At 54.9% G+C, this 13,365-nt stretch carries 10 protein-coding genes; 7 read left to right on the top strand and 3 right to left on the bottom strand.

Going from position 1 to position 13,365, the window contains the following annotated elements:
- The first annotated feature begins 27 nt into the window (after nt 1-27).
- Genes bamA through lpxB form a run of 6 tightly spaced genes read left to right on the top strand, consistent with a single transcriptional unit; the run spans nt 28 to nt 6,890 of the window.
- A complete protein-coding gene (gene bamA / locus AB4Y96_RS14935) occupies nt 28-2,415 on the top strand; it encodes an outer membrane protein assembly factor BamA (RefSeq protein ID WP_441918260.1) in 2,388 nt (795 codons plus the stop codon).
- A gap of 53 nt (nt 2,416-2,468) precedes the next feature.
- On the top strand, nt 2,469-3,527 hold the full coding sequence (gene lpxD, locus AB4Y96_RS14930; RefSeq protein ID WP_441918259.1) for a UDP-3-O-(3-hydroxymyristoyl)glucosamine N-acyltransferase: 1,059 nt from the start codon (nt 2,469-2,471) through the stop codon (nt 3,525-3,527).
- Nucleotides 3,520-4,005, top strand: coding sequence for a 3-hydroxyacyl-ACP dehydratase FabZ (gene fabZ, locus AB4Y96_RS14925; RefSeq protein ID WP_091886136.1), 486 nt, complete (start codon nt 3,520-3,522; stop codon nt 4,003-4,005). The genes lpxD and fabZ overlap by 8 nt, the downstream gene beginning before the upstream one ends.
- On the top strand, nt 4,005-4,838 hold the full coding sequence (lpxA, locus tag AB4Y96_RS14920; RefSeq protein ID WP_441918258.1) for an acyl-ACP--UDP-N-acetylglucosamine O-acyltransferase: 834 nt from the start codon (nt 4,005-4,007) through the stop codon (nt 4,836-4,838). The genes fabZ and lpxA overlap by 1 nt, the downstream gene beginning before the upstream one ends.
- Nucleotides 4,822-5,712 (top strand): LpxI family protein, encoded by an 891-nt coding sequence (locus tag AB4Y96_RS14915; protein WP_441918257.1) that lies wholly within the window; start codon nt 4,822-4,824, stop codon nt 5,710-5,712. The genes lpxA and AB4Y96_RS14915 overlap by 17 nt, the downstream gene beginning before the upstream one ends.
- Nucleotides 5,709-6,890: a lipid-A-disaccharide synthase gene (lpxB, locus tag AB4Y96_RS14910; RefSeq protein ID WP_441918309.1), complete on the top strand. Its 1,182-nt coding sequence runs from the start codon at nt 5,709-5,711 to the stop codon at nt 6,888-6,890. Before AB4Y96_RS14915 ends, lpxB begins: the two co-directional genes overlap by 4 nt.
- Before the next feature lie 55 nt (nt 6,891-6,945).
- On the opposite strand, the gene gltA is transcribed toward lpxB, so the two are convergent.
- Together gltA and gltX are read right to left on the bottom strand one after the other, a co-directional pair.
- Nucleotides 6,946-8,238 (bottom strand): citrate synthase, encoded by a 1,293-nt coding sequence (gltA, locus tag AB4Y96_RS14905; protein WP_091886125.1) that lies wholly within the window; start codon nt 8,236-8,238, stop codon nt 6,946-6,948.
- A gap of 252 nt (nt 8,239-8,490) precedes the next feature.
- A complete protein-coding gene (gene gltX / locus AB4Y96_RS14900) occupies nt 8,491-9,915 on the bottom strand; it encodes a glutamate--tRNA ligase (protein ID WP_441918256.1) in 1,425 nt (474 codons plus the stop codon).
- A gap of 112 nt (nt 9,916-10,027) precedes the next feature.
- On the opposite strand from gltX, the gene AB4Y96_RS14895 reads away from it, so the two are divergent.
- Nucleotides 10,028-12,496, top strand: a complete 2,469-nt coding sequence (locus AB4Y96_RS14895) for a ComEC/Rec2 family competence protein (protein WP_441918255.1) — start codon at nt 10,028-10,030, stop codon at nt 12,494-12,496.
- On the opposite strand, the gene lexA is transcribed toward AB4Y96_RS14895, so the two are convergent.
- Complete coding sequence (lexA, locus tag AB4Y96_RS14890) at nt 12,490-13,209, bottom strand: transcriptional repressor LexA (RefSeq protein WP_091886158.1); 720 nt, start codon at nt 13,207-13,209, stop codon at nt 12,490-12,492. The two genes, AB4Y96_RS14895 and lexA, sit on opposite strands and share 7 nt — an antisense overlap.
- Between the last annotated feature and the right edge of the window lie 156 nt (nt 13,210-13,365).

Below are 13,365 nucleotides of genomic sequence, written 5' to 3'. Positions count from 1 at the left end.
AACGAGAAACAAAGGTTTAGTAGGCCTATGGCGGCAAGTTCAAAATTCGTTGGTGCAGCGTCGGCGCTCGCCATTTCAGCGGCTCTTGTAAGTTCGGGAGCAATCGTCACCACGATTGCGGGGATTACAGCAGCACATGCAGCAACAGTCAGCCGCATTGAAGTGCGCGGGAATACCCGTGTTGATGCCCAGACGGTCAAGGACAATCTCGGCATTACGCCAGGCAAGCCTTTCTCCAACAATGATATTGATGCCGCCACCAAGCGCCTGTTCGCAACGGGCCTGTTCGGCGATGTGCGCATTACGCAAGGCGGCGGCGCGCTTATCGTCACCGTGTCCGAGCATCAGGTTGTCAATCAGGTCATTTTCCAGGGCAACAAGAAGATCAAGGACGCGCAGCTGGCTCAGGCCGTACAGCTGAAGTCACGCGATGCATTCAACCAGACAACACTTGATGCCGACACCGAAGCCGTCCGCGCCGCTTACCGCAATGTCGGTCGCAGTGATGCCACTGTTAGTTCGCGCCTGATGGATCTGGGTCAGGGCCGCGTCAACGTTGTTTACGAAATCAATGAAGGCGACCGCACCAAGATCGCCAATATCGTGTTTGTCGGTAATCAGGCTTTTGGTGAACGCCGTCTGCGCGACGTTATCTCGACAAAGCGCTCCAACCCACTGTCCTGGCTGACACGCAATGACGTGTACAGTGAAGACCGCATGCGCGCTGACGAAGAATCACTGCGTCGGTTCTATTACAATCGTGGTTATGCGGATTTCCGCGTTGTCTCGTCGACAGCCAATCTTGATGCAGCGACCAATGAGTACACGATCACCGTCACGGTTGATGAAGGCGAGAAGTACAAGTTCGGCGGCGTTGAAATCCAGAGCTCGGTTGAGGGTGTTGATACATCCAAGCTGAACGGTCTCGTGCAGACATCCGAAGGCGATACTTACAACGCCAAGGAAGTTGAAGATTCGATCATCAAGCTGTCGGAAAAGGTTGCTGGTCAGGGTTATGCCTTTGCCAAGGTCGAGCCACGCGGCGACCGCAACTTCGAAAACCACACGATTTCGGTCGTCTACAACATCGATCAGGGTCCGCGCGCCTATCTCGAGCGCATTGAAATTCGCGGCAACGAGAAGACACGCGACTACGTTATCCGTCGTGAATTCGATGTGAGCGAAGGCGATGCATTCAATCAGGTTCTGATCCAGCGCGCCAAGAAGCGTCTGGAAAACCTTGAATTCTTCCAGACCGTCAACATCTCGACTGCTCCGGGCTCGCAGCCTGATCAGGTCGTGCTCGTTGTGGATGTGGTTGAGAAATCAACGGGTGAATTCTCCATCGGTGGTGGTTATACGACCGGTGGTGAAAGCCCCGGACCAACAGTTGAAGGCTCCATCACCGAGCGCAACTTCCTTGGTCGTGGTCAGTATATTCGTATCGGTGCCGGCGGCGGTCTGAATAACAACCGTACCTATTCGCTGTCCTTCACCGAGCCTTATTTCCTCGGTCAGCGTATTTCTGCTGGTTTTGATCTGTTCAAGCGTCAGTCTGGCGTTAACAACAAGTACGAAACCGATTTGACCGGTGGTACGATCCGCTTTGGCTTGCCAATCACTGAAACTTTGACTGCTGGTGTTGCGTATAACCTCTCGCAGGAAAAATATGAGATTGATAGCGATGCCAAGATTCCGGGAACGGATATCCCAGATCCGTCGCAGATTTCGCAAGCCTTCATCGATGCGGCTGAACATGGGTCTTGGATCAAATCGTCGGTTAGCTGGTCATTGGTTTATGATACGATTGATGATCGTAAAAATCCGCATGACGGCTTGTATGCCAAATTCAATCAGGAATATGCCGGTGTTGGTGGCGATGCCAACTTCCTGAAGACAACGTTCAAGGGTAGCTATTACAAGACGCTTTCCCAGGAAATGGACATTGTCGGTCTGGTTGGCGTAGGCGCCGGACACATTGAAGGATTTGGTGACGATCTGCGCGTGTTTGACTTGTTCAAGAACAATCAGGAAATGATCCGCGGCTTCAAATATGCGGGTATTGGTCCACGGGATACCAGTGTTAGAGATAACGATGGTAGCTTCCTCGGCGGCACAACATACTTCAATGCTAGCGTGGAAACCCAGTTCCCATTGCCGATCGTTCCTGAGAGCCTTGGTATTCGTGGTGCCTTGTTCGCCGATGCTGCGACGCTGTATGGCAACGAGCTCAAGAACCGGGATGGGAAACGGTATGTTTCCGACGACGGCATGGAATGGCGTGCTTCTGCAGGTGTAAGTATCATGTGGGCGTCGCCGTTCGGACCACTGCGCTTCGACTACGCTTTCCCAGTCAAGAAAGTGGACGGCGATCAGGTGCAGAACTTCAACTTCGGCATGTCGAGCAAATTCTGATAGATTGCTGACCTCCCGGGGGAGCATACTTCCCCGGGGGAGAAAGTTAGTCGATGGCCGATCCGATTTTTTATGAGGCACTATTGAACGTGACTGTTGGTCAGATCGCCGATCTGGCCAATGGCGTTCTTGTGGACAGTTCTCTGGCCAACAGGCCAGTGACGCGTCTTGCTTCTCTGGCAGACGCAGGACCAGATGCCCTTGTCTTCATCGATGGCAAGAAGAATGCGCAAAACCTTGAAGGTTTGAAGGCGGCAGGTGTTCTGTGTACCGACGAAGTCAAGCCAAGCATCCCAAAAAACGTTGCCATTATCGTTACCCGCCATCCACAGCAGGATTTTGCTGCCATTGGCCGCGCACTCTATCCACGGGCGGTAAATGCGCATCTTTGGAGCGGCGACGAGACTGGCATTTCGCCCCATGCGATCATTGATCCGACCGCTGAGATCGAAGCGGGTGTTACCATCGAACCCGGCGTCATCATTGGCAAGGCTGTTTCTATCGGTGCGGGAACTGTCATTGCCGCCAATGTGGTGATTGGCAATGGCTGCAAGATTGGCCGCGATTGCTATATCGCACCAAGCTGCTCGGTTCAGTATGCCTTTCTCGGTAATCGCGTTCTCCTTCATCCCGGAGTGCGTATCGGGCAGGACGGCTTTGGCTATGTTCCGGGTAAAGCCGGACTCGACAAGATGCCCCAGCTTGGCCGCGTTATTATTCAGGATAATGTCGAGATCGGTGCCAACACCACGGTTGATCGCGGCGCTTTGGCGGATACGGTTATCGGTGAAGGTACGAAAATCGACAATCTCGTGCAAATTGCCCACAATGTTCGTATTGGACGCCATTGCGTGATTGCTGCGCAATGTGGCATTTCCGGCAGTGTCGTGCTCGGTGATATGACAATGCTCGGTGGCAGTGTCGGTATCAAGGATCACGTCAACATCGGTTCACGCGTTGAAATTGCTGCTGCAAGCGGTGTTATGAATGATATTCCGGATGGCGAGCGGTGGGCCGGTGCGCCCGCCCAGCCGTTCAAGCAATGGTTCCGCGAGATTGCGAGTGTTCGCGCGATGTCCCGAACCAAGAAGGAGAGCAGTTCAGATGAATGAAAATGTACAGGCGAGCACTCTTGGCGTCGCGGACATCCAGAAGCTTCTGGCAAACCTGCCGCATCGCTATCCCTTTCTGTTGATTGATCGTATTGTTGATATTGATCGCGATGAGTCAGCAACGGGCATCAAGAATGTCAGCATCAATGAGCCGCATTTCGCCGGACACTTTCCCGAATTGCCAATCATGCCCGGTGTTCTGATCATTGAAGCTATGGCCCAGACTGCTGGCGCAATCGTGTTGTTCCATAATGGCAGCGGTAAGCCCGGCAAGGTCTTCTTCATGACCATTGATGGTGCCAAGTTCCGCAAGCCTGTGGTACCCGGTGATCAGCTCAAGCTGCGCGTGACCAAGGTCAAGCAGCGTGGCAATATCCACAAATACAGCTGCGTGGCCGAAGTGGATGGCGTCAAGGTTGCAGAAGCCGAAGTTGCAGCCATGGTCAGCTTCCCCGATGACGACGAGACCGGCGCTTGATGTCCAATTCCAGCATTCATCCCACTTCGATTATTGAAGCGGGCGCAAAGATTGGCGACAGGGTAAATATCGGTCCATTCTGCCATATTGGCGCGGAAGCTGTCATCGGCAACGATGTCAGCATATTAAGCCATGCGGTCATTATAGGCGCGACGACGCTTGGCGATGGTTCCAAAGTCTATCCAAATGCTATTTTGGGCGGGGACCCGCAAAACACCAAGCACAAGGGCGGACACACGACGCTCACCATCGGCAGGAACTGCACCATTCGCGAAGGTGTCACCATGCATCGTGGCACGGATAGCAGCCGTGGATATACGACCGTTGGCGACAATTGCATGTTTTTGGCCTATTCGCACGTGGCGCATGATTGCGACATTGGCGATAACGTGACCTTTTCCAACAATGTGATGATTGGCGGTCATGTCACGGTTGGTAATAATGTCATTATCGGGGGTGGGGCAGCGCTGCATCAGTTTGTGCGTGTTGGTCATCATGCTTTCATTGGCGGCCTTGCGGCCGTTGCCAAAGACGTGGTGCCCTACGGCATGGCTATCGGCAATCACGCCTATCTTGCCGGTCTGAATATTGTCGGCATGAAACGCTCGGGGATGGCGCGCCCGGAGATTCACAATCTTCGTCACGCGGTGCGTATGCTGTTTGACCGCAGCAAACCGGTTTACAAACGGGCGGAAGATGTGCGGCTTGAGTTTTCTCAGTCGCCAGCGGTTATCGATCTGATCGATTTCATTCTCGCTGATACCAAACGTCACTACTGCACGCCGCCCCTCGGTTCCGGAATCGAGACCAGCGACAGTGACGACAACAGCTAAACCCACCGATCCAGCGTTGCCAGCGGCCATAACAGGCCGTACAGCGATTGTTGCCGGCAATGGGCTTCTTCCCATTGCAATAGCCGAAAGCTTGCACAGGCAGGGTGCTGATCCCTTGATCATAGCAATCAAAGGAGAAGCCTCGCCTGAAATCAACGCACGCAAACATGCGGAGATTTCGATTGTCGAGCTTGGTGGCTTGATGAAGATTCTGAAATCATCAGATATTTCCAATGTGGTTCTGGCAGGCGGCATACGCCACAGGCCGGAATTCTCAGCGGCATTGCATCCGGGCAATGGCAACCTCGTTGCCCTGTACCGCTTCATGCGCGCATTCAGGCTTGGCGATGACGGATTGCTCAAAGCGGTGATTTCAACCATCGAATCCTATGGTTTCAGGGTCGTTGGCGCCCACGAAATTGTTCCGGATATTCTTGCGCCTGATGTGGGAACCATCACCCGGAAGAAAGCCGACAAGGAGAGCATCGCCGATATGCAGGCGGCCCGTAAAGCAGCTGTTATGATCGGTTCACTCGATATCGGGCAGGCTGCAATTGCCGTTGGCCGGCGTGTGGTGGCACTTGAGGGCGTGGAGGGTACTGACGCCATGCTGCAGCGGGTAGCCGAACTGCGTATCGCCAAACGGATCAACCGTAAGGGCGGGGTGCTGGTGAAATGCGCCAAGCCGCAGCAGGAAGTGCGCGCGGATTTGCCCGCCATTGGCATCAGCACCGTTGAGAATGCAGTCAAAGCCGGTTTGAAGGGCATTGCCATCGAATCCCGGCGGACGCTGATCCTGGGTTACTCCGAAACCATTGCCGCGGCCAATGAAGCCGGTATTTTTATCGAGACCTTCGCGCAGGAGGCCGAATAATGGCCACGTCAAAGCCGCTACGCCTTGCCATCGTCACGGGTGAAGAGTCTGGCGACTTGCTTGGTGCCGATCTGGTTCAGGCCTTGCGGCGGCAATATCCCGGCGAAGTGACGCTAATGGGTGTCGGCGGCGAACATCTTCAGGCCCTTGGTCTCAACTCATTGTTTGATCAGCATGAAATTGCCTTGGTGGGATTGACGGCAATCGTCACGAAACTGCCGCAGCTCATCCGCCGCATATCGCAGGTGGCTGGCGCAATCGTTGCGGCAAAACCCGATTGCCTTATTATTATAGATAGTCCTGACTTCACCCACCGGGTGGCGCGCAAGGTGAGGGCTGCCGACCCGGCTATTCCCATTATCAATTACATCAGCCCATCGGTCTGGGCGTGGCGACCGGAGCGCGCCAAAGCCATGCGCGGCTACATCGATCATGTTCTGGCGATTTTGCCGTTCGAAGTGCAGGCGCTGAAAGACCTTGACGGACCACCCGCCACCTATGTTGGTCACCGTCTCGTCACGCATGCGCCCTTGCTGGAGGCTGCGAAAACGAATCGCGCGCGGGAAGGGAAATTGGGTGACAGGGCGCAACACAGCATTATCGTGCTGCCAGGTTCGCGCAAAGCGGAAATTACCAGTCTTTCCAAACCCTTCGGCGAAGCTATTGAACTATTGGCGAGCCGTGGAAACCGCTTCACACTGACCTTGCCGACACTTCCCAAAGTTGAGCCACTCGTGCGGCAATTGACAGCGGACTGGAAAGTCCAGCCCAACATTGTGGTGGGCGAAGCGGAACGATTGAAAGCTTTTGCCGAAGCCGATGCCGCTTTGGCAGCTTCAGGCACCGTATCACTCGAACTCGCATTGGCGCGCATTCCGACGGTTTTATCCTATAGGCCCGACTGGTTGGCGCGGATGTTCATTGCGCCGCGCATCAAGGTCTGGAGCGCGGCCCTGCCGAATATCATTGCCGATAAACGTGTCGTTCAGGAATATTTCAACCAGTTTGTTCGTCCCGGTCCACTCGCGCGGGAAATCGAACAGTTGCTGCGGCCGGGCTACGCCCGTTCGCTACAACTCGACGGTTTTGACGAGATCGCCGACCTGATGCGAACAGAAAGGCCTTCCGGCGATATTGCCGCTGAAAAAGTGCTCGAATACATAAAACAGCAATCGTGACGGAGAATATAAAAAAGGCGCCAATCGGCGCCTTTTTCATGAGTTTCGACTGCGCTTACTTGCGGTTGCCGACTGGCACGTAATCGCGCTGGGTCGCACCGGTATAAAGCTGGCGCGGGCGGCCAATCTTCTGATGCGGGTCCTCGATCATTTCCTTCCACTGGGCGATCCAGCCAACCGTGCGGGCAACGGCGAACAGAACCGTGAACATGGTGGTGGGGAAGCCAAGTGCCTTCAAGGTGATGCCGGAGTAGAAATCGACATTCGGATAGAGCTTCTTCTCGATGAAATATTCATCGGTGAGCGCAATACGCTCCAGTTCCATCGCAACATCGAGCAATGGATCGTCCTTGATGCCGAGTTCGGCCAGAACTTCCTTCGTCGTCTGCTGCATGATCTTGGCGCGCGGATCGTAATTCTTGTAAACGCGGTGACCAAAGCCCATCAGGCGGAATGGATCGTTCTTGTCCTTGGCGCGGTTGATGAACTCGGGAATGCGGTCAACCGTACCGATTTCGCCAAGCATGTTCAGCGCTGCTTCATTGGCGCCGCCATGGGCAGGGCCCCAGAGGCAGGCAATACCGGCCGCGATGCAGGCGAACGGATTGGCGCCGGATGATCCGGCAAGGCGGACCGTTGATGTCGATGCATTCTGCTCGTGATCAGCGTGCAAAATGAAAATCCGGTCCATTGCGCGGGCAAGAACCGGATTCGGCACGTAATCTTCGCATGGCACAGCAAAGCACATGTGCAGGAAGTTGGTTGCGAAATCGAGATTGTTCTTCGGATAAACGAAGGGCTGACCGATGTGGTACTTGTAAGCCATCGCAGCCAGGGTCGGAATCTTCGCGATCATGCGGATCGACGCGACCATGCGCTGATGCGGATCGGAAATATCGGTTGAGTCGTGATAGAAGGCGGACAGGGCGCCAACACAGCCAACCATGACAGCCATGGGATGGGCGTCACGGCGGAAGCCGCTGAAGAAGCGCGACATCTGTTCATGCACCATGGTGTGGTGCGTCACACGGTAATCGAAATCATGCTTCTGGCTCTTTGTCGGCAGTTCGCCGTAAAGCAGCAGATAGCAGGTTTCGAGAAAATCACCTTTTTCAGCGAGTTGTTCGATTGGATAGCCGCGATGCAGCAAAATGCCTTCATCACCGTCAATATAGGTGATCTGCGACTCGCAGGAGGCTGTGGATGTAAAACCCGGATCGTAAGTGAACGCACCGGTGTTCTTGTAGAGTGTTCCAATGTCCACGACATCAGGTCCGATGGTGCCTTGTTTTATCGGTAACGCAAACTCGTGACCATTCAGATCGATGTTGACGCTATTCTCAGACATTGCCGTTCCTTTCTTGCTTCAGCTCCCGCTGACATCCCGTGTACCAATTCCAAAACCCGCTGCTTGAGCAATAGGCTCTCGTTGAGCTTCGGAAACGAAAGGACACGAGTTACTTCAAATTCCAGTATGCTTCACACTGGCCCAAAGCACTGACCCTCTTTACGAGGTATTTCTCCTGATTGTCTCAGGCACGTCACCGTACCCGAACGGCGCAATGTTGCAATGCAAAAAATGCACCGTCGGGGCTATGGATTAACCTTTTATCTGGTCTTCAATACGGCCCAATGACTCTTCACGGCCGAGCACCGCCAAAACGTCAAAAACACCGGGAGATGTTGCTCTTCCGGTCAATGCGGCACGCAGCGGCTGGGCGATTTTTCCAAGTTTCAGGCCGGTATTTTCCGCATGAACACGCACTGCAGCATCCAGAGCCTCGGCAGTCCAGTCATTAACCCCGGAAAGTGCCGGAAAAACGCCCGATAGTACGCTTCGGCCCTCGTCATTGAGCAGGCCAGCCGCTTTTTCGTCCAGACCAAGCGGGCGCTGCGCAAAAAGATATTTTGCACTGTCCGCCAGTTCCACGAGTGTCTTGGCGCGTTCCTTCAGGCCGGGCATTGCTGCCAGCAGTTGCTGTCTTGTGCGATCATTCAGCCGCGCCAAAATCTCCGCGCCGCCTTCGATCTCAGGCAGAATGTCGACCATGGCCTTCACCAGATCGGCATCATCGGAGAAACGCATATAGTGACCGTTGATCGCTTCCAGCTTCTGGAAGTCGAAACGCGAAGCACCGCGATTGATATCGGAGATTTCGAACCATTCGATCATCTGGGCGTCAGACATGATTTCATCATCGCCATGGCTCCAGCCAAGACGCACGAGATAGTTGCGCAAGGCGGCAGGCAGGTAGCCCATCGCACGATAGGCCTCGACGCCGAGCGCCCCGTGACGCTTGGACAGCTTTGCACCATCCGCACCATGGATCAGTGGAATATGGCCCATCACAGGCACATCCCAGCCCATGGCATCATAAATAACCGTCTGACGTGCGGCATTGGTCAGGTGATCGTCACCACGGATAATGTGGGTGACGCCCATGTCATGATCATCAACCACAACCGCATGCATATAGGTCGGATTGCCATCGGAGCGCAGGATGATGAAATCATCGAGATCCTTGTTGGGAAAGCGCACATCACCCTGTACGAGGTCGCGCACAAGGGTTTCGCCCTCTTGCGGCGCCTTGATGCGGATAACCGGCTTGACGCCTTCAGGGGCTTCCTTTGGGTCGCGATCGCGCCAGCGGCCATCATAGCGGGGCGGACGGCCCTCGGCGCGGGCTTTCTCACGCATTTCCTCAAGCTCGGCCTGTGAAGCATAGCAATAATAGGCTTTGCCCTTGGCAACCAGCTCTTCGGCGACTTCGCGGTGGCGCGGCGCACGCTCATATTGCGAGATCGCATCGCCATCCCATTCGAGACCGAGCCACTTCAGGCCATCGAGAATAGCTGTCACCGCCGCTTCCGATGAGCGTTCGCGATCCGTATCCTCGATGCGCAGCAGCATCTTGCCGCCCGTATGCTTGGCATAGAGCCAGTTAAACAGGGCCGTGCGGGCACCACCAATATGGAGGTAACCGGTCGGGGAGGGTGCAAAACGGGTAACAACGGGTGATGACATAAGTACTCCAGCGGAGGCTTTGGCTATTAGCCTAACATCCAATCGATTTGATCTGGCGTTGATGTAGCATAGGAGCGCTGCTGTGCAAGGGCATTGGCAGATTTGGAGGCAAATGCGGCGCCCTGTCACCAGTACACAAACGAGTGAACGGCACTTTTTTGATCGCCCAGCGGTCGATGAGCCCGATTTTGCGACTCAAATACCCCAAGACGAGCCTGATTTTCCCGAGCGGGGCAATCTTGTTGCAAAGATACGCCGCGCTGTGGCTGCCGGATGGCATTGGGTTCGGAAAATACCATCGCGCGTTCTTCTTGCATTCAGCCGGGAATATGATCGGGGCAATTTCTTTCTGTTTGTACCTGTCTTTGCCGGTGGCGGCGCTGTTCTCTATTTCAGCCTGCCAACAGAACCCAGACTGAGTGCCATTCTCTTTGGATTGACCGCATTGTCAGGGCTAAAACTTCTGGCTGTGAACCGGCGCTTGGTAAGTCTCTGCCTGACCATCGTGCTGTGCATCGTCGCCGGCATGCTGTGCGCCAAGTTTGAAACCATGCGCCTTGATACAACTATGCTTGGCTCAAGCATTACCACCCGTTTGACCGGCCGCATTGTGGCCATCAGTCGGCCCGAGCGTGGCGGCTGGCGGTTGACTATGGATGTCATTGCAACCGAACGCCCGCAGCTTCTCTACAGGCCCGAAAGGCTTGTTATATCAGCCCGTTCATTGCCAGCCGATGCCGGGCCGGGCACCAGCCTGCAAGGTCTGGTGCATCTGCGTCCGCAATCGGGGCCTGTACGGCCGGGCAATTATGATTTCGCATTCCATAATTATTACCATGGTGTCGGCGGTAACGGGTTCTTTCTGGGTAAGCCGGAAATTGTATCGCTTACGGAACCTGCCGGGATCGCCGACAAGATATTGCTGATGGTGGCGGGCATGCGCCAGCAACTCACCAACCATATTCAGCATCAGATCAAGGGCGAGCCGGGCGCAATTGCTGCATCGCAGATCACCGGACAGCGTGACGGCATCAGTGAGGCGACGAACAATGCCATGCGGCTCAGCGGCTTGTCGCATGTCCTGTCTATATCCGGGTTCCATATGGCGCTTGTTGCGGCCATCGTCATGGGGTCTTTGCGTGCCTCCTTGGCCTTCTTCCCGGAATTCGCCGCACGATATCCGATCAAGAAGTTTTCAGCCTTTGTCGCGCTGCTGGCCTGCGCATTTTATCTGCTACTCTCTGGTCTCGATGTCGCCGCCCAGCGCAGCTTCGTCATGCTGGCGGTGATACTTATTGCGATGATCGCGGACCGCGCCGCGCTTTCATTGCGCAATGTTGCCTTGGCGGCACTCGTTACAATCGCCATCGCACCACATGAAATCCTGGGACCAAGTTTTCAGATGTCTTATTCGGCCACCGCGGCGCTGATCGCATTCTATGGTTGGTGGTCACCCCGCAAAGCAACCCGGAACAATCGACGCAAACGCCGCAATGGTTTGCTTCTGCAATTGCCGGACAAGATCATCGATCATATCAATGGCATCGCCATGACGTCTTTGGTCGCCGGTTCAGCCAGTGCGATCTTTGCCGTCTATCATTTCAACAATACGGCACCACTGGGTTTGATCGGCAATGCGCTGGCCTTGCCTGTGGTATCCATCCTTGTCATGCCCTTTGCCGTTCTGGCGTTGCTGCTCATGCCTTTCGATATGGACTGGCTACCCTTCCGTGTCATGGAGCGCGGGATTGAACTCTTCACTGTTATTGCCAATCATGTCGCGGCTCTTTCGCCCAGCGGCCATCTCGGTCCAATGCCGCAAGTGAGCCTGCTGTTCCTGAGTGCGGGATTGATTGTCCTCCTGTTCCTGTCGTCATGGCTGCGCCTGTGCAGCCTGCCACTATTGGCCATCGGCGCGCTCGTCATGATGCGCAGCGTACCGCCGGATATTGTCATATCGGAGGATGGCAGACTGGTGGGACTGCGTAATGGCGAAACATTGATGATCAATCGGTCGCAAGGTGGCGCATTCATTCTGAACAACTGGCAGCAAGGTTATGGGCTTGCGCAGATCATCAAACCAGTCAAGGCCAATGCACAAGCTGCAAACGGCATGTTTGAATGCGCAGACAAGCTTTGTACGGCGCGCGAACCCGGCGGGCTCATCATCGCCTATACGGATAAACCGGCGCAAAAGAATGCAGCCTGCAGTGAAGGAAATATTGTCGTGCTGGCCTTTGCGGGGAGGGATGCGGCGTGCACAAATCCCGGCACATTGGTGGTCACATTGCACGATCTTGCTTTGAATGGCGCCGCGGAAATCCGCTTGGGCCCGGTCACACAGGGGCCGGTCACACAGGGGCATGGGGAAGCGATGAATGCTTCCAGGATCGAACAAACATTCGATCAAAGGTTGATCTCAGCCAGCCTGACCTATGCCATTGGACCGCCAGATCGGCCATGGAACACTTACCGTGTTCACTCACGAGCGGCACGCAACATGCCGGAACGTGTACATAAGCCAAAAACAAAAGCGAGCATCCCGAACAGCGGCGAACGGGATGCCGATCCGGATCAGTAACGCCTGATGAGTCCGACGAGTTTACCCTGTACCTGCACGCGATCCGGTCCAAAAATCCGGGTTTCATAGGCAGGATTCGCTGCTTCAAGGGCAATCGATGCTCCTTTGCGACGGAACCGCTTGAGCGTTGCCTCTTCATCATCGACAAGCGCCACGATGATTTCACCGGGGTTGGCCGTATCACCGCGCTTGATAACGACGGTATCGCCATCAAAAATACCCGCTTCGATCATCGAGTCGCCTTTAACTTCAAGCGCATAATGCTCGCCACTGCCGATCATATCCGGCGGAAGGCTCAGCATATGGGTCTGGTTCTGGATGGCGGAAATGGGCACACCGGCAGCAATCCGGCCCATGACAGGAATGCTGACATTGGCAGGCATATCCATGTCGTTGGAAGCACGCGGCTGCGGCTTTGGCGGCGCAACATTGCGCCCGAGACTGCCCTCGATGACGCTTGGCTCGAACTTTCTCTGGGCGTTGAGACCCGGAGCAATGGAGTCTGGCAGGCGCAGGACTTCCAGCGCGCGTGCCCTGTTGGCAAGCCGGCGAATGAAGCCGCGTTCTTCGAGCGCAGTGATCAGCCGGTGAATGCCGGATTTGGAAGCCAGATCCAGCGCATCCTTCATTTCGTCGAAGGATGGCGGGATACCCGTCTCCTTCAGACGCTCATGAATGAAGAGAAGAAGTTCATGTTGTTTACGCGTGAGCATCGGCGATCCTTTAGCAGGGAATCGGAAAAACAAAACCAGAACAAACACTATCTGTTCCAGCATTGTTCTACAAGTGCTTAATATTCCGTTGCATACGCTCGGCGTGATGGTCAACAATTTGCAATTAGCTTCATTCTGGCGCTGATGATCTGTTCA

The organism is Phyllobacterium sp. TAF24 (assembly GCF_052113785.1).
Lineage (GTDB): Bacteria > Pseudomonadota > Alphaproteobacteria > Rhizobiales > Rhizobiaceae > Phyllobacterium.
This window is presented reverse-complemented; position numbering and strand designations above follow the sequence as displayed.

Excerpts from the sequence above, each read along its gene's own strand:
- bamA (WP_441918260.1), top strand. The coding sequence starts at position 28 with ATGGCGGCAAGTTCAAAATTCGTTGGTGCAGCGTCGGCGCTCGCCATT.
- gltX (WP_441918256.1), bottom strand. The coding sequence starts at position 9,915 with ATGTCATCACCCGTTGTTACCCGTTTTGCACCCTCCCCGACCGGTTAC.
- lpxD (WP_441918259.1), top strand. The coding sequence starts at position 2,469 with ATGGCCGATCCGATTTTTTATGAGGCACTATTGAACGTGACTGTTGGT.
- lpxA (WP_441918258.1), top strand. The coding sequence starts at position 4,005 with ATGTCCAATTCCAGCATTCATCCCACTTCGATTATTGAAGCGGGCGCA.
- lexA (WP_091886158.1), bottom strand. The coding sequence starts at position 13,209 with ATGCTCACGCGTAAACAACATGAACTTCTTCTCTTCATTCATGAGCGT.
- fabZ (WP_091886136.1), top strand. The coding sequence starts at position 3,520 with ATGAATGAAAATGTACAGGCGAGCACTCTTGGCGTCGCGGACATCCAG.
- AB4Y96_RS14895 (WP_441918255.1), top strand. The coding sequence starts at position 10,028 with ATGCGGCGCCCTGTCACCAGTACACAAACGAGTGAACGGCACTTTTTT.
- gltA (WP_091886125.1), bottom strand. The coding sequence starts at position 8,238 with ATGTCTGAGAATAGCGTCAACATCGATCTGAATGGTCACGAGTTTGCG.